The sequence below is a fragment of the Actinomadura rubteroloni genome (assembly GCF_002911665.1).
GTDB lineage: Bacteria > Actinomycetota > Actinomycetes > Streptosporangiales > Streptosporangiaceae > Spirillospora > Spirillospora rubteroloni.
In genome coordinates this window covers 180,593-205,762 of the sequence record NZ_MTBP01000006.1, presented here as the reverse complement: position 1 = coordinate 205,762, position 25,170 = coordinate 180,593, and the positions used below count along the sequence as shown (strand labels likewise).

Here is a 25,170-nt window from a genome sequence, read left to right as displayed (position 1 = left end):
GTTGGTCGTTCGGTGGTTTTGGCGAGAGGGAAACACCCGGTTCCATTCCGAACCCGGAAGTTAAGCCTTTCAGCGCCGATGGTACTGCATGGGAGACTGTGTGGGAGAGTAGGACACCGCCGGACTTTCTTTAGTGTCGAGGGTCGCCCCGGAATTCCACGGGAGCGGCCCTCGACGCATGTAATGCCCCAGTCGAAGTAGGCTGCAGGGGCAACCGAACGACGACGACAGTGACGGACGTGATGAGCGCGGAAGAGGACGGCCGAAGCGGCGAGGACCGGCGCAACAGGGACGGGGGGCGCGACAAGCCCGCCCGTCGCGGGGGAGACGGTCGCGGAGACGCGGGCCGGCGCCGGGACGGCGGGCCGCGCGGTGCGGCCCCGCGGTCGGGCGGGCCCCGAGGCGCCCAGGGTCGTCCGCGACAGAGCGGCCAGTCGGGGAACGGCGGTGGCCGTTCCTTCGGAGGCGGCCGTCCGGGCGGCGGGTTCCGGCGCGATGACCGTCGTGACGACCGTCCGACTCGCCGCGACGATGACCGCAGGGGCGATGGCCCGCGCGGTGGCCAGGATCGTCCGTACCGTGGCTCCGATGACCGCCGTCAGGGCGGCGAGGGGCGCTTCGACCGTCGTGACGACCGGGGCGGACGCGGACCCAGTGGCCCGCGCGGCCCTCGTCAGGGCGGACCGCAGGGTGAGCGTCGCTTCCAGGGGCGTCCCGGCGACCGCGATGACAGGCGGCCGTTCCGGTCCGGCGATGACCGGCCCGAACGCACGTCCGGCGGTCCGCGCCGGGACGACCGGAAGCCCTTCCGTCAGGATCGCGGCCCCGGCCGTCCCCAGGGCGGCGGCTTCCGCGACCGTGACGACCGATCCGGCAGGCCCGACGACCGTCGCGGCCCGGGCGGTCCCCGGTTCGACCGGCAGGACCGTTCGGGACGTCCCGACGACCGTCGCGGTCCCCGGTTCGAGCGGCGCGATGATCGCGGTGGCCGTCCGGACGACCGTCGTGGCCGGCCTTTCGAGCGGCGGGACGACCGTCAGGGCGATGATCGCCGTCCGTCCGGTGGCCCGCGTTACGAGCGGCGCGATGACCGGGGCCAGGGTGACGATCGGCGCCCGTCCGGCGGTCCGCGCTATGAGCGGCGGGACGACCGTGGCCGGAGCGACGATCGTCGTCCGTCTGGTGGTCCCCGTTATGACCGGCGTGATGACCGTGGCCGGAGTGAAGACCGGCGTCAGTCGGGTGGTCCGCGTTACGAACGGCGCGATGACCGCGGTCAGGGTGACGATCGTCGTCCGTCCGGCGGTCCGCGTTACGAGCGGCGGGACGACCGTGGGCAGGGCGACGATCGGCGTCCGTCGAGTGGCCCGCGTTATGAGCAGCGTGACGACCGGCGTGGGTCGAGTGGCCCTCGCTTTGAGCGGCGTGATGACCGTGGCGGTCGTCCGGACGATCGCCGTGGGCCGGGCGGTCCGCGGTTCGAGCGGCGCGATGACCGCGGTCAGGGCGACGATCGGCGTCAGTCGGGTGGTCCGCGTTACGAGCGTCGCGATGACCGGCGTGGGCCGGGCGGTCCCCGGTTCGAGCGGCGTGACGACCGTGGGGGGCGGCCGGACGACCGGCGCGGTCCCCGGCCGGACCGGCGCGATGACCGGCGTTCCGGTGGTGGGCCGCAGCGCGGTTCCGGCCGTCCGCCGTTCCGTCAGGGCGACCGCGACGATCGGCGTCCGGCGCGTCCGTGGCAAGACCGGGACGGTGACCGGCACGGCCGTCCGGCCGATGAGCACGTGTCCGCCGAGCCGAGGCACGACGACCCGCTGCTGCCCGACGACGTCACCGGCGAGGAGCTGGACGCCGACGCTCGCGTCGAACTGCGCACGCTGCCGAAGGACTTGGCGGCCCGCGTCGCGCGTCATCTGGTGATGGCGGGGCGGCTCGCGGAGGACGAGCCCGAGCAGTCGTACAAGCATGCGCGCGCGGCGCGGCGGTTGGCGTCGCGTGTCGGGATCGTCCGGGAAGCGGCGGGACTCGCCGCCTACGCCGCCGGCGAGTGGGCCGAAGCGCTCGCGGAACTGCGGGCGGCGCGGCGGCTCGGCGCGGGGGACGAGACCTACCTTCCGGTCATGGCGGACAGCGAGCGCGGGCTGGGGCGTCCCGAGCGGGCGCTGGACCTGGTCAAGTCGCCCGAGGCGTCCCGGCTGGACACGGCGGGGCTGGTGGAACTGCGGATCGTGGAGTCCGGCGCCCGCCGTGACCTCGGTCAGCATGACGCCGCCGTCGTGACCCTCCAGATTCCCGAACTGCGCGACCGTCGGCTCCGCCCCTGGTCGGCGCGGCTGTTCTATGCCTACGCGGACGCGTTGGCCGAGGCCGGACGGGAGGCCGAGGCGTCCGACTGGTTCGCGCGGTCCTCCGCCGCCGACCGCGACGGCGAGACCGACGCGGCCGAGCGCTACGCGGAGATCGAGGGCCTGGAGATCGTCGACACCGAGGAGGACGACGAGACGTTCGTCGCCGACGCGGAGCTGGGCGAGGCCCCGGGGACCGATGGCGAGGACGAGCCGGAAGCCGTGAGCGCCGTCGTCCCGGACGAGCCCGACGTCTCGGACGCACCGGAAGATTCCGATGGCGCGCCTGCCGTCGAGGCGGACCCGGCGGAGGAAGCGCTGGACGAGCCGGTCGCGGAGACCGCGACGGACCCGCTGACCTTCGCGTTCGCGCCGGACACGCCGCCGGCGGCCGACGTGGAGGTCCCCGACGCGCCCGCCGTCTTCCTGGCGCCCGAACCGGCGCCGGAGAAGGACGAGGACGAGTGAGATCAGGCCGTCCGCCCCTAAGGCGGACGGCCTGACCTTTTCACGCGTGCTGTGACAGCGCGTGCATGATCCCGACGACGTTGCTCTCGTCGCTGTTGAGCACCTGGTACTTCGCGGCGACGTCCGGGTCGATGTCGTCCTGCGTGATGCGGTACCGGTGGGCGGTGCGCTCGCGGACCATCTCGACGGCGTGGTCGACGTCGAGCCCGGCGTCGCGGGCGTCCCGGACGGCGTCCACCCAGACGCGCAGTTCCTCGGCGGACCGCTCCAGTGTGTCCTCGACCGCCGTCACCGGGCCGTAGTGCGCGAACAGCAGCCGCTGCGGCTGGAGTGAGGCGAACCGCCGGAGCGAGCCGAGCGCGGTGTCGAGGTCGAAGTCCGGCGGGGGCGTCGCCGGACGGACGTCGGCGGTCTCCTGCAGATAGATCCCGGCGGCGTCCCCGACGTAGAGGTCGCCCGTCGCGGAGTCCATGAGCCCGACATGGTGTTTGGCGTGTCCCGGCGAATAGTGCGATTCCAGGCGTCGGCCGCCGCCGAGGTCGATGACGCCGGTGTCGTCCACCGCCCGGATCCGCGCGGCGTCGGTGGGCTTCAGCTCGCCGAACAGGACGTCGAGCGCGTCCCCGTAGACCCGCCGCGCGCTGCGCATCAGCCGTTCCGGGGAGACGAGGTGGCGCGCGCCCTTCTCATGGACGACGACCTCGGCACCGGGGTACATCGCGGCGATGTCGCCGACGCCGCCGGCGTGGTCGAGGTGGATGTGGGTGACGACCACGGTCGCGAGGTCGGCGGCGGTGACGCCGAGTTCGGTCAGCGCGGCCTGGACGGTCGGCGCGGACCCGGACGTTCCGGGCTCGACCAGGCATGGCCGGTCGGACAGGATCAGGTAGCCGGCCGTGATCCCGCTGTAGCCCGCCATCCGCGTGTCGATCTCGTAGACGTCTCCGCCGAGCGGCGTGATCGTGGTGTCCATGGCCCGATCATCGCGCTGCGGGGCGCGGTTATCCACAGTCCGCGGCCGGGCTTTCGCCGTCGGTGTCCGGTGTTCCATCCTGGTCGAGGAGGCGCAGGACGAGGCCGGTGCGGGGTTTCGGGCCGAAGGAGGTGGACTTGCGGGGAACGCGGTCGCCGTGCGCGGCGACGTCCATGACATCGCGGACGGAGAGGGGGTTGAGCAGGACGGCGGTGCCGCCGGTCGCGCGGGCGCGGTCGAGAGCGGCGGCCGGATCGTCGTGGACGATCTCGACGGTGTGCTCGTCGCGGGGCACGTTCCAGAGACCGTCGATGAGGAGCCGGTCGAGGACGGTCGTGTTCAGCCTGCGGACGAGCGGGGGCACGTCGGCGGGCACGGCCCGGTCGAGACGGGCCTGATCGGGCCGGGTCAGCAGGTGCAGTCCGTGCGCGCCACCGAGCAGGAACGCGGGCTCGTCCGCCGCCGCGAGCGCGTCGAGCGCCGGGGACAGGTCGGTGAACGGGGTGACGTTGAAGGCCGTCCGGGCGGCCTTCAGCGCCGTGTCCGGGTCCAGCCCCGGCAGGACGCGGTGGATGGCGCCCAACCGGGGCGGGTAGCGCGTGGAGTCGACAAGGAGGGCCATGCCGTAATCGCAGGGGCCGGGGCCGCTCTGGCGGGCCTGGAGGAGGCGGTACGTCGCGTATCGGTGGTGGCCGTCGGCGATCAGTGCCTGCCGGGGGCGGAGGTCGTCGGCGATGCGCGCGTGCAGGCGCGGATCGGTGATCCGCCACAGCCGGTGGACGAGCCCGTCGCGATCCCGGAATTCGACAAGGGGCTCGCCGGACGCGGCGTCGTCCACGATGTCGGCCGTGACACCGCCGCCCTCATAGGTCAGAAAGATCGGCTCCAGATTGGCGCGGGTCGCACTCATCAACGCGAGCCGGTCACGGACGGGCCCGGGATAGACGTCCTCGTGCGGCAGCACGACGCGGTCGCCCTCCGCGCGCAGCCCGAGCGCACCGATAAGCCCCCGCTGCAGAACAACGCCTCCGCCGGCGCCTCCGACCTCGTCAACACCCCCATGAGCGCGCTCGCGAGAGCTCTCGCCCGCACGCCTGCCGGTGCCGCGGTCGGAGTGCCCGTCAGTGCGCCCGCTGGCGCCCGGGTCGGTGTGCCCGCCAGCGCTCGCGGTGATGCTCTGACGAGCGCTCGTGCCGGTGTCCCCGCCAGCGCCTGCGTTGGCGCGCTCGCAGGTGTCCCTGCTTGCGCCGTCGGTGCTCCCGACGACGGTCCCGCTGACGCCCGCGTCGGTGCGCCCGCCAGCGTTCGCAGCGATGCTCCGGCGAGCGCTCGTGCCGGTGTCACCGCCAACGCCCGCGTTGGCGCGCTCGCCGGTGCCCCTACTACCGTCGTCGGTATTCCCGACGACGGTCCCGCTGCCCTCATTTGTGCTTTTGTCGGCACAGCCGTCGGTGTCGTCGATGCCCCCGCTGGTGCTTTCGCCTGTGCTCGTGCCGCCGCCCTCGCCGGCGCCCATGTCGGCGTTCTGGCCGGCGCCTCGATCACCCACAGCAGCATCGTCGGCATTGTCGCGGGCGTCGGCACGGGCGCCCGCATCGGCGTCAGCACGGGCGCTTGCGCGGGCGCCCGCACCGGCGCTGGCGCCTGCGTCCGTGTTGGTGGTGCCGGTGCCGGTGCCGGTGCCGGTGCCGGTGCCGGTGCCGGGGGTGGTTGGGGTGGTGGCGGCTTCGTAGATGTAGAGGGCTGGGGTGTCGTCGGGGCGGAGTGTGCCGTTGGTGAGCCAGCGGCGTAGTGCCGCGGCGGCCTCGGCGTAGTCGGAGCCTTCCGCGCGGGAGCGGATGAGGCGGGCGATGTTGCGTTCGTCGGTGTCCAGGAGTGAGCGGGCTTCCGCGTCGTCCAGGAGGTCGTAGGGCGGGCTCGTCACCGTGGACAGGTTGTTGACGCGGGTCGGGTCGAAGCGCACGCCGCGGAACGGGGCCAGGACCAGTCCGGCGGCGGGCCGGGGGTCCGGTGTGCCGAACGCCCATGCGCTGAAGTCTTCCGGATTGGATCCGGAAGGGAGATCGCCGTCCACTGTGGGCATGCTAACCACCGGCGGCCCCCTGCCGCGTGAGCGGGTACCGTCGAATGTGATCACGATCGCACGGGAGGTCCATATGAGCCTTCAAGGACCGGAACGGCCGGACGATTCCACGGGTGAGCATCCTCCCGGCGGCGACGTGTACGAGTGGTACACGCGTGGGCTGAGCCTGCTGCGGTCGGGGAGCGCTGCGGCGGCGCTCCAGCTCCTGGCCCGTGCCGCTGACGCCGAGCCGGACTCGCGCGCCATCCGTGAGGCGTTGGCGCGTGCTCAGTTCGGCGCGCGCCGGTTCGGGGATGCCGCCGACAGCTTTCGCTCGATCGTCGCCGACGATCCTGCTGAGGATTACGCGCTGTTCGGGCTGGGGCTCGCGCTCAGCCGCATGGGTGACTTTCGTGGTGCCGTGGAGCCCCTAGCCCTTGCGGCCGCGATGCGGCCCGACAACAAGGACTACGCCAACGCCCTCCGGCACGTTCGTGCCACTCTCGCCTCCCGCGACTGACTTTCTTCGCCCCAATCGCCCCCTGGTCACGACCGTCTTTCATCCATCGTCTGCCCCGATTGCGTTCACGGTGCCCGACGCTGCCGCTGCTTCGCTTTCAGGGAACCGCCTGCGTCCGCGTTAGTCGAATGGTGCGCAGCCTCGCTCTCGGTGGCGAGCGTGTATTCGCGGGTTATCAGTGGACGGTGCGAAGCGGTCGGGCGTGGTCGCTGGTCGGTTTGCTCGTGCGCGGAGGTAGAGAGTGCTTTGCGATCCGGGTCGAGCGCATGGATTTCTGCGCTACGGCCGGCGTCGTATGGCGGATGTGGGTTCTGTCAGAGATGATTTCGTGAGCGGTGTGGTGGGGGCTTTGTTAAGTCGTGTTTTGGGGCGGTGGGTTTCTGGTGCTGGCGGGGGTGAAGTGTGGTGTGCGTCATGGTCGGTCGGGGGTTTGATCGCGGGTGCGCGGCGGGTGGTGCTGGTGGGTGCGGTCCAAACTAGAGAGACGTCTCGGTGTGGGGGATTGGGAGTCTCGGCGGCGGGTCAGGGGAGATGGTGAGATGGACGGGATCCCGGGTGGCGCTCGGGAGTTCGTGGCGACCGCGTGAGGGACGAGGTGCGATGCGAGGGTCTGACAGGCCGCTCAGCGAGGTGTACGACGTGGCGTTGCTCGACCTCGACGGGGTTGTGTACGTCGGGCACAAACCCGTTCCCGGGGCGGCGGAGGCGCTTGCCAAGGCGCGTGCGTCGGGGCAGCGGCTGGCGTTCGTCACCAACAACGCGTCCCGGACGCCCTCGGCGGTCGCGACGTTGTTGGGCAGTGTCGGCGTGCCCGCCGATCCGGCCGATGTCGTGACGTCCTCGCAGGCCGCCGCGACGCTTCTCGCCGAGCGGCTTCCCGCCGGGGCCAAAGTGCTCGTTGTCGGCGGTGCGGCTTTGCGGCGTGCGCTTCACGCGCGGGGGCTGCGGCCGGTGTCGACGGCGGCCGAGAAGCCTGCTGCCGTTGTTCAGGGTTTCGATCCGAGTCTGTCGTACGGGCTGATCGCGGAGGGCGCGAAGGCGGTGCAGTCCGGGGCGTTGTTCGTCGGGTCCAATGGGGATCGCACCATTCCGGACGGGGACGGCGTCCCGAAGCCGGGCAACGGCTCACTGCTCCAGGTGATCCGGTCGGCGACCGGGGTGGAGCCGATCGTGACGGGCAAGCCGGAGCGTCCGCTGCACCACGAGTCGGTGGTCCGGACGGGCGCCGAACATCCGATCGTCGTCGGGGACCGGCTCGATACCGACATCGAGGGCGCGTACAACGGCGGCGCCGACAGCCTGCTGGTGTTCACGGGCGTCACCCGGCCGCGCGACGTGCTCACCGCCCCGCCCGAGCATCGGCCGACTTATCTGGCGGCCGATCTCGGCGGTCTCGTCGGCGGCCATCCGGAGGTCGTCCGGGACGGGGACGCCTGGCGCTGCAACGCCTGGACCGCCCGGCGCGACGGCGACGCGATCTCCGTCGACGGCTCCGGCGATCCGTACGACGGCCTGCGCGCGCTCGCCGCCGCGTCCTGGCGCGACACGGCGGCCCCGGCCGCCGACGCCGTCGACGGCCCGTTGCGCGCTCTCGGGCTCGCCTAGGGCGCGGCGGTGCGCGGCACCTGCGGGGGCGGTGACGCGCCGCGGTGGCGGACGTATGGACGCTCAGGCCGTCGCACACCCAGGACGTCGAGGACCGGACTCCCACGCCCACGCCGCGACCTCCACGCGGTTGGCCGTCGCACACCCGGGACGTCGCGGACCCCGACGGGCCTCGCGCACCCTTTCGAGCGTCGCGCACCCCGCTGGGTATCGCGCACCTCGGCGGCCTCGCGCAGCCTGGCGGGCGTCGCGCAGCCTGGCGGGCGTCGCGTAGCCCGTCGGGCGTCGCGCGACGCGTTCGCACGTGCTGCGTTGGCCGTCGCGCGTCCCATCGGCCGTTGTGGGCGGCGTTCGCCGTTGTGGCGATGGTCGGGTGGGTCAGAGGGCTTTGCGCAGGCGCAGGAGGTCGGTGAAACTCGCCTCGACGCGCAGGCGGCCCGAGGTCCACGCGCGGGCGGGGTTCAGGCGGTCGTCGGCGAGGGCGACGAGGTCGTCGCTGTTCACCGTCAGCCGAACCTGGCCGGCGGACGGGTCCTCGGTGCGCTGCACGGGGTCCAGGCCGCCGGGGTGCACGCGGGTCGCGAACGCGATCCCGAGATCGGGGATCCGGCAGGTGATGGTGCGCTCCACCACGTGCTCGGCGAACCGCTCGGGGTCCACGTCGGAGAGCCGGGCGGCGACCCGGTCGAGTGCGGCACGGCATTCGTCCTCGTTCGCCATGGTCAGGCCGTTCCCCCGTTCGGTCGACAACGATGCTGTGAAGGGACGGTAGCGTTCAGACCGGTCCCCGAGCGACCCGCGACCCGCGGGCCGGGGCACTCCAGGAGGTGAGGCCGATGTCCGACGGCACCGCGCCGCACGCGCACACCGGGGACGCGCGCGTCGACACGGTCCTCGCGCGCCTCGGCGAGCTGCCCGGCGCGCCGGTCGCCGCGCACGTGGCGGTGTTCGAGGACGTCCACGCGCGGCTCCAGGAACTGCTGGACGGCGAGCCCGGGCAGCCGCCGGTCCCGGGGCCGCGCCCGTGACGCGGCGGCGGCTCGACGCCGAACTCGTCCGGCGCGGACTGGCGCGGTCGCGCGAGCAGGCGGCGAAGCTCATCGGCGACGGCCTGGTCCGCGTCGGCGGGCAGCAGGCGGCGAAGGCGGCGACGCAGGTCGAGACGGGAGCGGCGATCGTCGTGACCGAGCCCGCCGATGACCCCGGCTACGTCTCGCGCGGCGGCCACAAGCTCGCGGGCGCCCTCGCCGCGTTCGCGGACCTGAAGACGGCGGGCCGGGTGTGCCTGGACGCGGGCGCGTCCACGGGCGGCTTCACCGACGTCCTGCTGCGCGCCGGCGCCGCGCACGTGTACGCCGTGGACGTCGGCTATGGGCAGATCGCGTGGTCCCTGCGCACCGACGACCGCGTCACCGTGCTGGAACGCGTCAACATCCGCGATCTGACGCCGGAGACGCTGGGGCAGCCGGAGGCCGCGCGGCCGGACCTGGTCGTCGGGGACCTCTCGTTCATCTCGCTGCGGCTCGTCCTCGACTCGATCCGGCGCTGCGTCGCGCCGGACGCCGACTACGCGCTCATGGTCAAGCCCCAGTTCGAAGTGGGGAAAGACCGGGTCGGGGCGGGCGGCGTGGTGCGGGATCCCGAGCTGCGCGCCGAGGCCGTCCGGGACGTCGCCGCGCACGCCGCGACGCTCGGACTCGGTGTCAAGGGCGTCACGGCCAGCCCGCTGCCCGGCCCGTCGGGCAACGTGGAGTACTTCTTGTGGATGGCGGCGGGAGCGCCGCCCCTGGACGCGGACGACCTCGCCCGCGCGATCGAGGAAGGGCCGCGGTGAGCGAGCTGGAAGCGCACGGCGTGAGGCGCGCCGTAGGCGAACGGGAAGCACAGTGAGCGAACCGCAGGCGCGGTCGGTGCTGATCGTCGCCCACACGGGACGGCCCGAGGCCGTCCGGAGCGCGCATCTGGTCATCGACCGGCTGGCCGGGGCCGGTATCGCGGTGCGCATCCTGGAGGACGAGGCCGCCGACATCGGGTGCGCCGACGTCGAGGTGGTGCCCGACGGCCCGTCCGCCGCGGCCGCCGCCGAGGTCGTCATGGTCCTCGGCGGGGACGGGACGCTGCTGCGCGCCGCCGACCTGGCCCGGTCCGCCGGGACGCCGCTGCTCGGCGTGAACCTCGGCCATGTCGGGTTCCTCGCCGAGGCCGAGCGCGAGGACCTCGCCGCCACCGTCGACCGGGTCGTGTCGCACCGGTACGACGTGGAGGAGCGGATGACGATCGACGTGACCGTCCGCCGCAACGGCGCGGTGATCGGGACGAACTGGGCGCTGAACGAGGCGTCGGTGGAGAAGGGCGAGCGGGAGCGGATGCTGGAGGTCGTCGCCGAGATCGACGGCCGTCCGCTGTCGAACTGGGGCTGCGACGGCGTCGTGTGCGCGACCCCGACCGGCTCGACCGCGTACGCGTTCTCGGCGGGCGGCCCGGTGGTGTGGCCGGAGGTCGAGGCGATGCTCGTCGTGCCGATCTCCGCGCACGCCCTGTTCTCGCGTCCGCTGGTGGTGTCGCCGCGCTCGCTCGTCGCGATCGAGGTGATGGCGGACACACCGGGCGCGGTGCTGTGGTGCGACGGACGGCGCATGATCGACCTGCCGGACGGCGCCCGCGTCGAGGTGCGCCGGGGCGCGAAACCCGTGCGTCTGGCGCGGTTGCACCTGACCCCGTTCACCGACCGGCTGGTGACGAAGTTCGGCCTCCCGGTGACGGGCTGGCGCGGACGGACCCGCCCGCGTCCCGAGGAGCCGGGTGCCGGACACGAGAGATAATCTCGGCAGCCGCCGAAACCGTTGTGCGAGGGGTTGTGACGCCGGTGCGTCCGATGATCGATGAGGTGCGGATCCAGGGCCTCGGCGTGATCGACGAGGCCGTCCTCGATCTTTCGCCGGGCTTCAACGTCGTCACCGGCGAGACCGGGGCCGGGAAGACGATGGTGGTGACGAGCCTCGGCCTGCTGTTCGGCGGGCGCGCCGACCCGCAGCGGGTGCGGCCCGGCGCGGACCGCGCGGTCGTCGAGGGGCGGCTCGTCGTGGACCCGGGCGGCCGGGTGGCCGAGCGGGTCGAGGAGGCGGGCGGCGAGCTGGACGACGACGCGCTCATCGTCACCCGCTCGGTGTCGGCGGAGGGCCGGTCCCGCGCGCACCTCGGCGGCCGTGCCGTGCCGGTGAGCGTGCTGATCAACCTCGCGGACGATCTCGTGGCCGTCCACGGCCAGTCCGACCAGCAGCGGCTGCTGCAGGCGGGCCGCCAGCGCGCCGCGCTCGACCGGTACGCGGGCGGCGAGCTGACCAAGCCGCTGCGCGCCTACACGCGCTCGTTCCAGCGGCACAAGAAGGTCGCGGCGCTGCTGGACGAGCTGACGACGCGCGCCGCCGAGCGCGTCCGCGAGGCCGAACTGCTGCGCTTCGGCCTGGAGGAGGTCGAGAAGGTCGACCCGAAGGAGGGCGAGGACGTCGACCTCGCCGCCGAGGAGGAGCGCCTGGGCCACGCCGACGCGCTGCGGGCGGCGGCCGACACCGCCCATGAGGCGCTGCTCGGCGACCCGGCGGCGGCGTTCGAGGCCGCGAACGTCGTGAGCCTGCTCGGCCGGGCGCGGGCCGCGCTCGAACAGGTCCGCGACCACGACCCGGAGCTCGGCGGGCACGCCGACCGGCTCGCCGAGGCCGGGTACCTGGTGTCCGACGTCGCGACCGACCTCGCCGCCTACGCCGAGTCGGTGGACGCCGACCCGGCCCGCCTCGCCGTCGTGCAGGCGCGCCGCGCGGAGGTCACGGCGCTGGCGCGCAAGCACGGCGGGACGGTCGCGGACGTCCTGGAATGGGCCCGGACGGCCGCCGCCCGCCTCACCGAGCTGACGGGCGACGACGACCGCATCGACGAGCTGCGCGCCGAGCACGCCGAGCTGGCCGAGCGCCTGGCCGCCGAGGCCGAGGAGCTGACGGCCGTGCGGACCCGCGCCGCCGAGCGGTTCTCCGCCGCCGTCACCGCCGAGCTGGCCGCGCTCGCGATGCCGCACGCGCGCGTCGACGTGACCGTCACGCCGTCCGCCGACTACGGGCCGCACGGCGCCGACGAGATCGAGGTCCTGCTCGCCCCGCACCCGGGCGCCCGGCCGCTGCCGCTGAACAAGGGCGCGTCCGGCGGTGAGCTGTCGCGCGTGATGCTCGCGATCGAGGTGGTGTTCGCGGGCGCCGACCCGGTGCCGACCTTCGTGTTCGACGAGGTGGACGCGGGCGTCGGCGGGAAGGCCGCCGTCGAGATCGGCCGCCGGCTCGCGCGGCTGGCCCGCAACGCCCAGGTGATCGTCGTGACGCACCTTCCGCAGGTCGCGGCGTTCGCCGACCAGCACCTGCTGGTGGAGAAGGCCGACGACGGGTCGGTCACGCGCAGCGGCGTCACCGCGCTGGACCGGGAGGGCCGCGTCCGCGAGCTGTCCCGGATGCTGGCCGGGCTGGAGGACTCCGAGCTGGGCCGCGCCCACGCCGAGGAACTGCTCGGCCTGGCCGCCGGCGAGCGGTGAGGCGTGCGCGTTCCCGTGCTCTGGCAGGATGAGGGAACGATGAACGAGTCGTCACCGGCCGCGGAGCGGCGGATCCGCCTCGCGCCGTCGCTGGCGCGGCGCGTCCGCGCGTTCGGACGCGGGCGGAGCGACGGTCCGGGCGTCACCGGCACCGTCCGGCTGGACAAGCGCACCAAGAACCTCACCAAGCGGCTCCAGCCCGGCGAGGTCGCCGTCATCGACCATGTCGACCTCGACCGCGTCAGCGCCGAGGCGCTGGTGTCGTGCCAGGTCTCGGCGGTGGTGAACGTCGCGCCGAGCATCTCGGGCCGGTATCCGAACCTCGGCCCGCAGATCCTCGTGGACGCGGGCATCACGCTGGTGGACGGCGTCGGCCCCGAGATCTTCACGGCGCTCGGCGAGGGCGACCAGGTCCTCGTGGAGGGCGGCGCGGTGCGGCGCGGGGACGAGACCGTCGCCACCGGCACCGAGCAGACCCTCGCGACCGTCGAGGAGGCGCTGGCCGAGGCCAAGGCGGGCCTGGCCGACCAGCTCGAGGCGTTCGTCGAGAACACGATGGAGTACGTCAAGCGCGAGCGCGACCTGCTCATCGACGGCGTCGGCGTCCCCGACGTCCAGACGAAGATCAGCGGACGGCACGCGCTGATCGTCGTGCGCGGCTACCACTACCGCGAGGACATCGCCGCGCTGCGCCCCTACATCCGCGAGTACCGGCCCGTCCTCATCGGCGTGGACGGCGGCGCGGACGCCCTGCTGGAGGCCGGCTACCGCCCCGACATGATCGTCGGCGACATGGACTCGGTGTCGGACGGCGCGCTGACGTGCGGCGCGGAGATCGTCGTCCACGCCTACCGGGACGGGCGGGCGCCGGGGCTCAAGCGCGTCCACGACCTCGGGCGGGAGGCGGTGACGTTCCCGGCGACCGCCACCAGCGAGGACATCGCGATGCTGCTCGCCGACGACAAGGGCGCCACGCTCATCGTCGCGGTCGGCACGCACGCGAACATGGTCGAGTTCCTCGACAAGGGCCGCGCGGGCATGGCCAGCACGTTCCTCACCCGGCTGCGCGTCGGCAGCAAGCTCGTGGACGCCAAGGGCGTCAGCAGGCTCTACCGCAGCCGGATCTCCACCTGGCAGTTGCTGTTCCTCGTCATCGGCGCGTTCGTCGCCATGTCCACCGCCGTGTTCATGTCCCCCGCGGGAGACGTCATCCGTCCCCTGCTGGCCGACCGCTGGCACGCCTTCCTCTTCTGGCTGACCGGACTCTTCTCGTGATCGACTTCCGCTACCACCTCGTCTCCATCGTCGCGATCTTCCTCGCGCTGGCCCTCGGGATCATCCTCGGCTCCACCACCCTGTCGGACTCGGTGACGGCCGGGCTGAAGCGGGAGGCCAACACCGCGGCCAAGCGCAACGAGGCGCTGCGGCAGGAGCAGAGCCGCCTCACCGCCCAGACGCGCGGCGAGGAGCAGTTCGCGCGCGGCCTCGGCGCGCAGGTCGTCGAAGGCCGGCTCAAGGGCCAGTCGGTCGTGCTGGTCGAGGCGCCCGGCGCGGGCAACGACGGGCTGGAGAAGATCGGCGACCTGGCCAAGGCGGCGGGCGCGACCGTCACCGGCCGCGTCACGATCCAGGCCAAGTTCCTGGACGCGCGCGAGGGCGCGACCGTCGACCAGCTCGCCACCCAGCTCCGCCCGCCGGGGGTGACCTTCTCCGGGGACACCGACGCCTACGAGAAGGCCGGAGTGGCGCTCGCGTCGGCGCTCGTGACGCGGAACGCGGCGCAGATCGGACGGGAGGACGCGTCCGGCAGCGCGATCCTCACCCGCTTCCAGCAGGCGGGTTACCTGACCCTCAGCGGGAAGCCCGCCCAGCATGCGACACTCGCCGTCATGGTCGCGCCGTCCACCCCCTACACCTACACCGGCGGCGACGCCGCCAACAAGGCGCTGCTGTCGGTGACGGGCGCGCTGGACGCCGCCGGACGCGGCGCCGTCGTCGGCGGCCCGCAGCAGGCGGCCCAGGAGGGCGGCCTGATCACGGCGCTGCGCGACTCCGACATGAGAAAGACCGTGTCGGCCGTCGACACGGCCGACACCGCCTCCGGCCAGGTCGTGACGATCCTGGTCCTCCAGAACGAGCTGAGCGGCAAGTCGGGGCAGTACGGCACGGGCTCGGACGCGAGCGGATACCTGCCGTCCCCCGCGCCCGCCGCCGGGAAGAACGGATGACACACCGATGACTGCGAGCAGGAACGGCCGCGTGCGCGGCACCGTCCGGCTGCTGGCGGGCGCGGCGCTCGGCGCCGCCGCCGCCCGCGCCGCCTACGCCTCGCTGACCGCGCGGACGCCGGGCTTCGGCGGCGTGGCCGGGGACGAGCTGTGGGGGCGCACCAACCACCGCGGCGAGCCCGTGACGCTGCTGGAGGGCCCCGCGTTCGTCGCGGGCGCCGCGTCCGCCGGGCTGCTGCTGCCGGGCCTGCCGCTGCGGCTGCGCGCGGCGGCGCTGCTGGCCGGGACGGTCCCCGGCGCGCTCGGCGGCTACGACGACCTGTTCGGGTCGGGCGCCTCGCGCGGGTTCAAGGGCCACCTCGGCGCGCTGGCGCGCGGCCAGGTCACGACCGGCGCGGTGAAGATCCTCGGGATCGGGGCCGCCGGGCTGGCCGCCGCCGCCGTCGCCGGGTCGCCCGCGCCGTCGCGGGGCGGACGGCTGTTCGACACCGTGCTGAACGGCGCGCTCATCGCGGGCGGCGCCAACCTCATGAACCTGTTCGACCTGCGGCCCGGCCGCGCGATCAAGGTCGGGCTGCTGGCCGGGGCGCCGCTGGCGTTCACGGCGGGCGGCGCCGTCACGGCCGCGCCGCTCGGCGCCGCCGCCGCGCTGCTGCCCGCCGACCTCGGCGAGCGGGCCATGCTCGGCGACACGGGCGCGAACGCGCTCGGCGCGCTGCTCGGCCTGGCCGCCACCCGGCTCGGGCGCGGGCCGCGCCTCGCGGTGTTCGCCGGCGTCGCGGGGCTCAACGCCGCCAGCGAGTTCGTCAGCTTCACCAAGGTCATCGCGCGGACGCCGGTCCTGCACCGGCTCGACATGCTGGGCCGCCGTCCGGTCGCCGTGCCGGATCCCGTGCCCGCCGCGTCCGGGACGACCGCGCCCGCCGCGTCCTGACCGTCCGTCCCCGAGTCCCGGTGAGCCCGATCCCCGTGAGCGCCCTTCGGTGAGTCCTTCTCTGCGCCGCCTGACCGGCGGCCTGGCGGGCGCGGCCGTCCTCATCGGCGTCATCACGGTGCTGTCGCGGCTCGCCGGGTTCGGCCGGACGTACGTGTTCTCCCAGACCGTCACGACGTCCTGCCTCAGCCAGGCGTATTTCACCTCGACGCAGATCCCGAGCATCGTCTACGAGATCGTCGCGGGCGGGGCGCTCGCGAGCATGGTCGTGCCGGTGCTGGCGGCGCCCGCCGAGCGCGGCGACCGCGAGGAGGTCCGGCGGATCGCGTCGGCGCTGCTGACCTGGGTCGTCGTGCTGATGGTGCCGCTGTCGGCGGCGATGGCGCTGCTGGCGCGGCCGATCATGGAGCTGCTGGTCGGGCCGGACCTCATCGGCTGCTCGCGGCACGACATCGTCGGCGTCGGCGGGGACATGCTGACCGTCCTCGCCCCCCAGATGATCATGTACGGGCTGGCGGTCGTGCTGTACGGGGTGCTCCAGTCGCACCGGCGGTTCGCCGCGCCCGCGCTCGCGCCGCTGATGTCCAGCGTCGTCGTGATCGGCGCCTACCTGGTGTACGCGCCGCTCGGGCGCGGCTTCGAGAACGACCTCGCGCACCTGCCGCCGCGCGCCGAGCTGACCCTGTCGGTCGGGACGGCCCTCGGCGGCGTCGCGATGGCCGCGACCGCCGGAATCGCCGCGTGGCGGCTCAAGCTCGGGCTGCGGCCGGCGCTGCGCTTCCCGCCCGGCGTCGCGCGGCGGGTGCGGCGGCTCGCGGTCGCGGGCCTGGCGACAGTCGTCGCGCAGCAGGTGTCGGCGCTGCTGGTCGTCCGGCTGAGCTACCGGGGGACGGGCGGCGCGCTCGCCAACTACCAGTACGCCTGGTCGATCTACCTGCTGCCGTGGGCGATCCTCGCGGTGCCGATCGCGACGAGCGCGTTCCCGCTGCTGTCGGCGCGGACGGGCCCGGACGACACGGCGGCGTTCGACCGGATCACCGCGTCCACGACCCGGGCCGTGCTGCTCGTGTCGTGCGCGGGGGCGGCGGTGCTCGCGGCCGTGGCCGTCCCGGCGGCGGCGGTGTTCAACCCGGGCCGGGCCGACCAGCAGGAGGTGCTGGCCCGCGCCGTGCTCGCGTTCGCGCCGGGCCTGCTGGGGTACGGGCTGGTGGCGCATCTCGGGCGCGTCCTGTACGCGTGCCGCCGGGGGCGTGCGGGCGCCGTCGCCGTCGTCGCGGGCTGGGCCGTCGTGATGGTCGCCGACGTCGTGCTCGTCCTGCTCGTGGACGCCCACTGGGTCGTCGCGGCGCTCGGCCTCGGCAACGCCGTCGGGATGACGGCGGCGGGCGCGCTGCTGCTCGGCGTCCTCGCCCGCGCCCGGGGCCGTGCCGCGCTGCACGGCGTCCCGCGCGCGCTGGCGGCGTCGGCGGCCGGGGCGGTGGCGGGCGCGGGCACCGGGTACGGTCTCGCGGCGCTGCTCGGCACCGGCGGGCAGGTCCGCGACGTCGCGGTGGGCGCGCTGGCAGCACTGGCCGCCGGGACGGTGTTCCTGGCGGTGACGTTCGTGATCGACGGGCGGGACCTCCGCGCCGTCCTCAGCCGGAGGTTCGCACGCGATGTGCCCTGACGTGAAGCCCGTGGAACGCGACCTGGACGGGCTGCGCGTGGCCCTCGTCCTCGGGACCAGCGGCGGGGGAGTGGGCCGGCACGTCCGGTCGGTCGCGGCCGGGCTCACGGCGCGCGGCGCCCGCGTGCTGGTCTGCGGACCGGCCGCGACCGAGGAGCTGTTCTCGTTCACCTCGGCCGGGGCGCGGTTCGCGGCCGTGGACCTCGCCGACCGGCCGCGCCCGGCCCGGGACGCGCGGGCGGTGGCGCGGCTGCGGCGGCTGCTGCGGCACGCGGACGTCGTCCACGCGCACGGGCTGCGGGCGGGGGCGCTGGCCGTCGCGGCGGGCGTCCGGCCGGCCGTCGGGCCGCTGCGGATCGGCCGGGGCCGCACGCCGCTCGCCGTCACCCTGCACAACGCCGTCCTCGCGGGCGGGCGCACCGCCGCCGTGTACGGGCTGCTGGAACGCGTCGTGGCCCGCGGCGCGGACGCGGTGCTCGGCGTCTCCCCGGACCTGGAGGAACGGATGCGGTCGCTCGGGGCGCGGCGCGTCCAGGCCGCGTTCGTGCCCGCGCCGCCGCCGCGCTCCAGCCCCGGCCCGGCCGTCCGCCCCGACGTCCGCGCCCGGCTCGGCGTCGGCGACCGGCCGCTGGTCCTCGCGGTGGGACGGCTCGCCGAGCAGAAGGGCCTCTCGACGCTGCTGGACGCGGCGGCGGGCTGGGCGCGCCGCGACCCGGTGCCGCTGGTCGCCGTCGCCGGGGACGGCCCGCTGGAGGACGATCTCGCCGCCCGCATCGCCGCCGAGGACCTCCCGGTGCGGCTGCTCGGCCGCCGCTCCGACGTCCCGGACCTGCTCGCCGCCGCCGACGTCGCGGTGGTGCCGAGCGTGTGGGAGGGGCAGCCGCTGATCGTCCAGGAGATCATGCGGGCGGGCCGGCCGCTGGTCGCCACCCGCGTGGGCGGGATCCCGGCGATGGTCGGGGCGTCCGCGCGCGGCCAGGCCGCCGGATCGCCGTTGCAGGGGCCCGAGAGCGACGCGGCGCTGCTCGTCCCGCCGGGCGACGCGGCGGCGCTGGAGCGGGCCGTGAACCGGGTCCTGGACGACGCGGCGCTGGCCGTGCGGCTCGGGACGGCCGGGGCGCTGCGCGCGGCCGCCCTCCCCTCGGAGGCGGACGCGGTCGAGCAGCTCGCCGTGCTGTACCGCGCGCTCCGCTGAGACCGTTCCAGAAAAGTCCCGGTTCGCCGGAACCAGGACGAGCCCCCGCGCGTTGAAGGAGATAGTGGAGGGGAGTATCCCTGCGCGACGGTTCCGTCATTACGGTCGGCCCATGCCGGCCCGGGGCCGCCGGTCCGGCCCTGCGGGCGGGAGAGACCTCCGACGTTCTCAGTCGGAGGTACGTTCATGCACGTCGCACCCTGGGTCTGGATCCTGACCCTGGCCGGGATCCTCGCCGTCATCCTCGCCGACCTGCTGCTCATCCACCGCGCCGACGGCCGGGAGTTCACCACCCGCCGCGCCGCGTTCTGGTCGGTGGTCTACCTCGGTCTCGCGGTGGCGTTCGGCGCCGGTGTCTGGGCGTTCTCGGGCGGCGAGCACGCCGCGCAGTTCTTCGGGGGCTTCGTCACCGAGAAGAGCCTCAGCGTCGACAACCTTTTCGTGTTCATGGTGATCCTGACGCGGTTCGCCGTGCCGAAGGCGTCGCAGCACACCGCGCTGATGGCGGGCATCGTCATCGCGCTCGTGCTGCGGGGCGCGTTCATCGCGGTGGGCGCGGCGGCCCTGTCGGCGTTCACCTGGGCGTTCTTCGTCTTCGGCGCGTTCCTGCTCTGGACGGCGGTCGGCCTGGTCCGCGGCGGGGACGATGACGAGTTCACCGAGAACCGGCTGCTCAAGCGCGCCCGGCGGATCCTGCCGACGACCGACGCGTTCGAGGGCGGACGGCTGTTCACCCGCCGCGACGGCAGGCGGATGGTCACCCCGCTGTTCATCGTCGTCCTCGCCATAGGCTCCACCGACGTCCTGTTCGCCCTGGACTCGATCCCGGCGATCTTCGGCCTCACCACCGAGCCCTACCTGGTGTTCACCGCCAACACGTTCGCGCTGATGGGCCTGGTGCAGCTCTTCTTCCTGCTCGGCGGCCTGCTCGACCGTCTCGTGTACCTCGGCCGCGGCCTGGCGTTCATCCTCGGCTTCATCGGCGTGAAGCTCGTGCTGCACGCGCTGCACGAGTACGGCGTCGCCTGGGCGCCGGACGTGCCGATCTGGCTTTCGCTGGCCGTCATCGGGGGAACACTGGCGGCGACGACGGTCGCGAGCCTCACGGTCGGCCGGCGGCGCGCCGGGACCGCCGACCCGGCCGAAGGCGTGCCGGTGGGCCGCGACCGGACGGAGTGAGACCCAGATCACCTGGCGACGCGGCCCGAATGCTGTTCTAGAATCGCCGTCGGACAGGTCGAGAGAAGGTGACGCATGGCCATCGGGCTCACCGAGGAGCATGAGGCCCTCGCCGCATCGGTGCGCGGGTTCGCCGAGCGCAACATCCCCGCCGGAGTCGTCCGGGCGGCGCTGGAGGCCGATGCGGAGGCCCGGCCGCCCTTCTGGCCGGCCCTGGCCGAGCAGGGCCTGCTGGGACTCCACCTGGACGAGGCGCACGGCGGGCAGGGCTTCGGGCTGCTGGAACTCGCCGTCGCGGTGGAGGAGCTGGGCCGCGCCGCCGCGCCCGGCCCGTTCCTCCCGACCGTCCTCGCGAGCGCGGCCGTGCGGGCCGGGGGCAACGCCAAGGCGCGGGACGCGCTGCTGCCCGCCCTCGCCGACGGGTCCCGCACCGCCGCCGTCGCGCTGACCGGGTCCTTCACCGGACGCCGCGACGGCGGGACGGTCGTGGTGGACGGCGCGGCGGAGACCGTCCTCGGCGCGTCCCTGGCCGACCTGCTCGTGCTTCCGGTCGCGATCGGCGCCGAGACCGCGTGGGTCGTCGTGGACGCCGCCGACACGACCGTCACGGCGGTGGAGAGCCTGGACCGCGTCCGGCGCGTCGCCCGGGTCGAGGCGTCCGGCGCCGAGGTCCCCGCCGAGCGGGTGCTGGACGGCCTCACCACCGCCGCCGTCCGGGACCTCGCCGCCGCGCTGTTCGGCGCGGAGGCGGCCGGCGCGGCGGACTGGCTCGTCACGACCGCCGCCGAGTACGCCAAGGTCCGCGAGCAGTTCGGCCGCCCGATCGGGCAGTTCCAGGGCGTCAAGCACAAGGCCGCCCGGATGCTCATCGCCGCCGAGCAGGCCCGCGCCGTCGCCTGGGACGCCGCCCGCGCCCTGGACGAGGACGTCCCCGAGGCGGGCTTCGCGGCGGCCGTGTCCGCCGTCGTCGCGGTCGACGCCGGGGTCCGCACCGCGCGCGACGCGATCCAGATCCTCGGCGGCATCGGGTTCACCTGGGAGCACGACGCCCACCTCTACCTGCGCCGGACGCTGACGCTGCGGGCGCTGCTCGGCTCGCCCGGCGCGTGGGCGCACACGGTCGGGGAGCGGGCCCTGGCCGGCGGGCGTCGGCCCGTCGAGCTGGAGCTGGACGACGACACCCGGCCGCTGCGCGAGCGCGTCCGCGCCGAGATCGCCGAGCTGGCCGCGATCGAGGACAAGGGCGAGCTGAACACCCGGATGGGCGACGCGGGCTGGACCGTTCCCCATTTCCCCGCGCCGTGGGGCCGGGACGCCGGGCCGGTGGAGCAGATCGTCATCCAGCAGGAGCTGAAGCGCGCGGGCGTCAAGCCGCCGAGCCTCATGATCGGCGCCTGGCTGGTGCCGTCGCTCGTCCGGTACGGGACGCGGGAGCAGCAGGAACGGTTCCTGCGGCCGACGCTGCGCGGCCAGATGGTCTGGTGCCAGCTCTTCTCCGAGCCGGGCGCCGGGTCGGACCTCGCGTCGCTGTCGATGCGGGCCGAGCGGGTCGAGGGCGGCTGGAGGCTCACCGGGCAGAAGATCTGGACGTCGCTCGCGCAGTTCGCGCAGTGGGGCTTCTGCATCGCGCGCACCGACGCGTCCGGGCCCAAGCACGACGGGATCACCTACTTCCTGGTGGACATGAAGTCCGAGGGCGTCGACGTCCGGCCGCTCAAGGAGCTGACCGGCGAGGCGATCTTCAACGAGGTGTTCCTCGACGGCGTCTTCGTCCCCGACGACCGCGTGGTCGGCGAGGTCGGCAAGGGCTGGCAGGTCGCGCGCAACACGCTGTCCAACGAGCGGGTGTCGCTGTCCACGGGCAGCGGCGGCCTCGGGATGGGCGTCGAGGAACTGCTCGCGTTCTTCGCCGACCGGACGCCCGACGCGGGCACCGTCAGCGAGGTCGGCAGGCTCGTCGCGCAGGGCCACTCGATCGACCTGCTGTCGCTGCGCACCACGCTCAAGCAGCTCAACGGCGTCGAGCCGGGCGCGGAGGCGAGCGTGCGCAAGCTGCTCGGCGTCCAGTTCAACCAGGACGTCGCCGACTTCTGCTGGGCGGCGCAGGGCGACGCGGGGGCGACCGAGGTCCCGATGGCCGAGAGCGGGATCGTCGGCCGGGCGATGCTGTTCAGCCGCGCGATGACGATCTACGGCGGCACCACCGAGGTGCAGCTCAACATCATCGGCGAGCGGCTGCTCGGGCTGCCGCGCGACCCCGAGCCGGGGAAGTGATCAGGTCCGTCGCGCGTGGACGGCGTTGAACAGCACGACGCCCGTCCACACCACGGCGAGGCCCGGCAGTCCCGCCTGGACGGCGGCGATCGCGCTCAGCGGGATCGCCGCCGCCAGGGACAGGACCGCCAGCACGAAGCCGGCGTCCAGCAGGCGCCGGGGCGCGGGCCGGACGGTCGCCAGCTCCTGGACGCGGTCGGCGATGGCCTGCGCGAACGCGGCGTCGTAGTCGGGGCCGAGCTCACGGCGCGCGGCCATCGCCGCGGCCAGCTCGTCGTGGGGGAGGCGTGCCGTCGTCATGCGTCCGATCCAACAAGGCGGCGGCCCGCGCCGCGTCACCCCCGGGGCCGAACTCCGGGGTGCTACCGGGGAGGGAGTTCGAAGTACACGGGCTGTCCGGTCGGATACGGTAACCCGTCGATAAGTCACCTCTTTCTCCCCGCTCAGGAGGTCCCCATGCGCCTGCGGGCACGTTCCGCCAGCTCCCTCGCCGCGACCGCGCTCGGCGCGGCGCTCACCCTCACGGCGTGCGGCGGATCCGGCCACGGGACGTCCGGCGCCTCGACCGCGCCGACGCCCACGCTGGCGCCGGTCCCGTCGGTGAAGGCCGCGGACGTCCGGGTGCTCGTGGGCCGCTGGGTCGGCGAGCGCAAGGACTACTTCGAGTTCAAGGCCGACGGGTCGGGCGTCTGGAAGCAGGCCGGTCAGACGCTCTGGACCGGACAGGCCATCCCAGACGGGAAGAACAAGTACCGTTTCTCCTGGCAGGGCAGGGATCCGCAGTCGGGGTCGTACTGGGGTGCGACGATCGACGCCAAGGGGAGGCTCGTGTTCGCGGGGACGAATCAGACGTACAGCAAGGCGAAGCGGAGATGACCGCGCCGGCCGCGTTCACCTCGCCCGACGACGTCGCCGCGCGGCTCGCCGCCGCCGGGTACCTCGCGGACGAGCCCGTCGCCACGACCGTGTTCCTCGCGCAGGCGCTCGGCAAGCCGCTGCTGGTCGAGGGCCCGGCGGGCACCGGCAAGACCGAGCTGGCCAAGGCGGTCGCGGCGGCGACCGGCGCCGGGCTGCTGCGGCTCCAGTGCTACGAGGGCCTGGACGAGGCCCGCGCCCTGTACGAGTTCAACTACAAGAAGCAGCTCCTCGCGATCCAGGCCGCCCCGTCGGACCGGGCCTGGCAGGAGACGCACGACGACATCTTCTCCGCCGAGTTCCTGCTGGAGCGCCCGCTGCTGGCGGCGATCCGCCGCCCGGACCCGACGGTCCTGCTCATCGACGAGGCCGACAAGGCCGACGTCGAGGTGGAGGGCCTGCTGCTGGAGGTCCTGTCGGACTACCAGGTGACGATCCCCGAACTCGGGACGATCGCCGCCGTGCGCCGCCCGTTCGTCGTCATCACCTCCAACGCGGCGCGGGAGCTGTCGGAGGCGCTGAAGCGGCGCTGCCTGTACCTGCACCTGGACTACCCGACGGCCGAGCGCGAGCGCGCGATCGTGCTGGCGCGGGTGCCGGGCATCGAGGCGTCGCTGGCCGAGCAGCTCGTCCGGACGGTCGCGGCGCTGCGCGACCTGGAGCTGAAGAAGGCGCCGTCCATCGCCGAGACGATCGACTGGGCGCGCACCCTGCTGGCCCTCGGCCTGGACGAGCTGGACGAGACCGCCGTCGCCCGCACCCTCGGCGTCGTGCTCAAGCACGTCTCCGACCAGGAGCGCGCGGCGGCGGAGCTGGGCCTGCGGGGCTGACCGTGGCGTCCCTGGTCGGCCGGCACGCGGGGTTCGTCGCGGCGCTGCGCGAGGCGGGGCTGCCGGTGTCGACGGCCGAGGGGCTGGACGCCGTCCGCGCCCTGGAGTTCCTGGACCTGATGGACCGCGAGTCCGTGCGCGCCGCGTACGCCGCGACGCTCGTCAAGAGGTCCGCGCACCGCGAGCTGTTCGACACGCTGTTCGACCTGTGGTTCCCGGCGGCGCTCGGCGACGGCGCGGGGCATGTCCCGGGCCGTCCCGGACGGCGGCTGGACGGCGAGGGCCGCCCGATCCCCGCCGCCCTGGACCCCGGCGTGCAGGCGCGCCGCCGCGAGCTGGCCGACGTGCTGCTGGACGGCGACGACGCGGCGCTGCGGGCGTTCGCGCGCGACGCCGTCGCGTCCTACGGCCGGACGCCGGGCCAGGAGTCGTGGTTCTCCTCGGGCGTGCTGCGCGCCCTGTCCCCGGACACGCTGATGGCGGGGCTGCTGAACGCCGTCCTCACCGGACGGGACCGGGGCGGGCTCGCCGAGCGGGTCGCGCGCCGCACCTTCCGCGACCGGATCGCCCGGTTCGAGCGGCTGGTGGCGGGCGAGGTCCGGCGCCGCATCGCCGAGGACACCGGCGTCGAGCGGACGGCCCGGCTGTCGGTCCGCCCGCCGCTGGAACGGCTGGACTTCGGCCGCGCGAACCGCGCCGACCTGGACCGGCTCCGCCGGGAGGTCCACCCGCTGGCCCGGCGCCTCGCCACCCGGCTGGCGCAGCGCAACCGGGCGGGCGACCGGGGGCGGCTGGACTTCCGGCGGACCGTCCGGGCGTCGCTGGCCAGCGGCGGCGTCCCGCTCACCACCCGGCACCGGCCGCGCCGCCCGCACCGGCCCGACCTCGTGATCCTCTGCGACGCCAGCGACTCGGTGTCGGCGTTCGCGCACTTCACGCTGCTGCTGACGTTCGCGCTGCGCGAGCAGTTCAGCCGGGTCCGGGCGTTCGCGTTCATCGACACCACCGACGAGATCACCAAGTTCTTCGCGCCGGGCGCGGACGTGGCCGCCGCGATGACCCGGATGGCGCGCGAGGCCGACCTGGTCTGGATCACCGGCCGCAGCAACTACGGCCACGCGATCAAGGTGTTCGAGGAGCGGTACGCCGACGCGATCGGGCCCCGGACGTCCCTGCTCGTCCTCGGCGACGCCCGCTCCAACTACGGCGAGCTGTCCCTGCCCGTCCTGGAGGCGATGGCCGGCCGGGCGCGGCACGCGTACTGGCTGAACCCCGAGCCGCGCGGCCTGTGGGACACCGGGGACTCGGCCGCGTCCCGCTACGGCGCGATCGTGCCGATGGTCGAGTGCCGCAACCTGGACCAGCTCACCTCGTTCGTCGAGGAGCTGGCCTGACGCGTG

General features: G+C 74.3%; 21 protein-coding genes and 1 rRNA gene. 18 read left to right on the top strand and 4 right to left on the bottom strand.

Annotated features, from left to right (window positions below; translation table 11 throughout):
• Positions 1 to 8: 8 nt before the first annotated feature.
• Positions 9 to 125, top strand: a 5S ribosomal RNA gene (rrf, locus tag BTM25_RS28980).
• A 1,662-nt stretch (positions 126 to 1,787) separates the two neighbouring features.
• Positions 1,788 to 2,816, top strand: coding sequence for a hypothetical protein (locus BTM25_RS28970; protein ID WP_235828761.1), 1,029 nt, complete (start codon positions 1,788 to 1,790; stop codon positions 2,814 to 2,816).
• Positions 2,817 to 2,856: 40 nt separating this feature from the next.
• On the opposite strand, the gene BTM25_RS28965 is transcribed toward BTM25_RS28970, so the two are convergent.
• Both BTM25_RS28965 and BTM25_RS28960 read right to left on the bottom strand, forming a co-directional pair.
• Positions 2,857 to 3,789 (bottom strand): MBL fold metallo-hydrolase, encoded by a 933-nt coding sequence (locus BTM25_RS28965; protein WP_103566858.1) that lies wholly within the window; start codon positions 3,787 to 3,789, stop codon positions 2,857 to 2,859.
• Positions 3,790 to 3,817: 28 nt separating this feature from the next.
• Positions 3,818 to 5,863 (bottom strand): DUF1015 family protein, encoded by a 2,046-nt coding sequence (locus BTM25_RS28960; RefSeq protein WP_235828760.1) that lies wholly within the window; start codon positions 5,861 to 5,863, stop codon positions 3,818 to 3,820.
• A gap of 7 nt (positions 5,864 to 5,870) precedes the next feature.
• On the opposite strand from BTM25_RS28960, the gene BTM25_RS28950 reads away from it, so the two are divergent.
• Complete coding sequence (locus BTM25_RS28950; protein ID WP_235828759.1) at positions 5,871 to 6,371, top strand: tetratricopeptide repeat protein; 501 nt, start codon at positions 5,871 to 5,873, stop codon at positions 6,369 to 6,371.
• 600 nt (positions 6,372 to 6,971) lie between these two features.
• Positions 6,972 to 7,976: an HAD-IIA family hydrolase gene (locus BTM25_RS28945; RefSeq protein WP_103566855.1), complete on the top strand. Its 1,005-nt coding sequence runs from the start codon at positions 6,972 to 6,974 to the stop codon at positions 7,974 to 7,976.
• Between the two features lie 378 nt (positions 7,977 to 8,354).
• Here BTM25_RS28945 and BTM25_RS28940 read toward each other — a convergent pair whose 3' ends face one another.
• Positions 8,355 to 8,696 carry an SCP2 sterol-binding domain-containing protein gene (locus BTM25_RS28940; RefSeq protein ID WP_103566853.1) on the bottom strand — a complete coding sequence of 114 codons (342 nt, stop codon included), beginning with the start codon at positions 8,694 to 8,696 and terminating at the stop codon, positions 8,355 to 8,357.
• Between the two features lie 116 nt (positions 8,697 to 8,812).
• On the opposite strand from BTM25_RS28940, the gene BTM25_RS28935 reads away from it, so the two are divergent.
• The 11 genes from BTM25_RS28935 to BTM25_RS28885 all read left to right on the top strand — a co-directional run bounded on the left by BTM25_RS28935 (position 8,813) and on the right by BTM25_RS28885 (position 22,025).
• The gene (locus tag BTM25_RS28935) at positions 8,813 to 9,004 is read left to right on the top strand and encodes a hypothetical protein (protein ID WP_103566851.1); all 192 of its coding nucleotides are present in this window, start codon (positions 8,813 to 8,815) and stop codon (positions 9,002 to 9,004) included.
• Positions 9,001 to 9,810, top strand: a complete 810-nt coding sequence (locus tag BTM25_RS28930) for a TlyA family RNA methyltransferase (protein ID WP_103566850.1) — start codon at positions 9,001 to 9,003, stop codon at positions 9,808 to 9,810. Before BTM25_RS28935 ends, BTM25_RS28930 begins: the two co-directional genes overlap by 4 nt.
• 52 nt (positions 9,811 to 9,862) lie before the next feature.
• The gene (locus BTM25_RS28925; RefSeq protein ID WP_103566848.1) at positions 9,863 to 10,798 is read left to right on the top strand and encodes an NAD kinase; all 936 of its coding nucleotides are present in this window, start codon (positions 9,863 to 9,865) and stop codon (positions 10,796 to 10,798) included.
• Between the two features lie 53 nt (positions 10,799 to 10,851).
• Positions 10,852 to 12,549 (top strand): DNA repair protein RecN, encoded by a 1,698-nt coding sequence (gene recN, locus BTM25_RS28920; protein WP_103566899.1) that lies wholly within the window; start codon positions 10,852 to 10,854, stop codon positions 12,547 to 12,549.
• 39 nt (positions 12,550 to 12,588) lie between these two features.
• Positions 12,589 to 13,824, top strand: coding sequence for a putative cytokinetic ring protein SteA (gene steA, locus BTM25_RS28915; RefSeq protein ID WP_205648323.1), 1,236 nt, complete (start codon positions 12,589 to 12,591; stop codon positions 13,822 to 13,824).
• Entirely contained in the window at positions 13,821 to 14,777 is a 957-nt protein-coding gene (locus BTM25_RS28910; RefSeq protein WP_103566846.1) for a copper transporter, read from the top strand. The genes steA and BTM25_RS28910 overlap by 4 nt, the downstream gene beginning before the upstream one ends.
• A gap of 7 nt (positions 14,778 to 14,784) precedes the next feature.
• Positions 14,785 to 15,711, top strand: coding sequence for a hypothetical protein (locus BTM25_RS28905; protein WP_103566844.1), 927 nt, complete (start codon positions 14,785 to 14,787; stop codon positions 15,709 to 15,711).
• 49 nt (positions 15,712 to 15,760) lie between these two features.
• Complete coding sequence (gene murJ / locus BTM25_RS28900; protein ID WP_103566843.1) at positions 15,761 to 17,377, top strand: murein biosynthesis integral membrane protein MurJ; 1,617 nt, start codon at positions 15,761 to 15,763, stop codon at positions 17,375 to 17,377.
• Between the two features lies 1 nt (position 17,378).
• Positions 17,379 to 18,572, top strand: coding sequence for a glycosyltransferase family 4 protein (locus BTM25_RS28895; RefSeq protein ID WP_407923419.1), 1,194 nt, complete (start codon positions 17,379 to 17,381; stop codon positions 18,570 to 18,572).
• Positions 18,573 to 18,758: 186 nt separating this feature from the next.
• A complete protein-coding gene (locus BTM25_RS28890) occupies positions 18,759 to 19,751 on the top strand; it encodes a TerC/Alx family metal homeostasis membrane protein (RefSeq protein ID WP_103566841.1) in 993 nt (330 codons plus the stop codon).
• 75 nt (positions 19,752 to 19,826) lie between these two features.
• Positions 19,827 to 22,025 carry an acyl-CoA dehydrogenase gene (locus BTM25_RS28885; protein ID WP_103566839.1) on the top strand — a complete coding sequence of 733 codons (2,199 nt, stop codon included), beginning with the start codon at positions 19,827 to 19,829 and terminating at the stop codon, positions 22,023 to 22,025.
• Here the strand turns inward: BTM25_RS28885 and BTM25_RS28880 are convergent, their stop codons facing one another.
• Positions 22,026 to 22,325 (bottom strand): hypothetical protein, encoded by a 300-nt coding sequence (locus BTM25_RS28880; protein ID WP_103566838.1) that lies wholly within the window; start codon positions 22,323 to 22,325, stop codon positions 22,026 to 22,028.
• Between the two features lie 156 nt (positions 22,326 to 22,481).
• Between BTM25_RS28880 and BTM25_RS28875 the strand changes: the two genes are divergently transcribed.
• From BTM25_RS28875 to BTM25_RS30790, 3 genes are read left to right on the top strand one after another with little or no spacing between them, the layout of a single operon-like run.
• On the top strand, positions 22,482 to 22,901 hold the full coding sequence (locus BTM25_RS28875; protein WP_235828758.1) for a hypothetical protein: 420 nt from the start codon (positions 22,482 to 22,484) through the stop codon (positions 22,899 to 22,901).
• Complete coding sequence (locus BTM25_RS28870; protein ID WP_103566836.1) at positions 22,898 to 23,770, top strand: AAA family ATPase; 873 nt, start codon at positions 22,898 to 22,900, stop codon at positions 23,768 to 23,770. Before BTM25_RS28875 ends, BTM25_RS28870 begins: the two co-directional genes overlap by 4 nt.
• A gap of 2 nt (positions 23,771 to 23,772) precedes the next feature.
• Positions 23,773 to 25,164, top strand: a complete 1,392-nt coding sequence (locus BTM25_RS30790; protein ID WP_103566834.1) for a vWA domain-containing protein — start codon at positions 23,773 to 23,775, stop codon at positions 25,162 to 25,164.
• Positions 25,165 to 25,170: the final 6 nt, after the last annotated feature.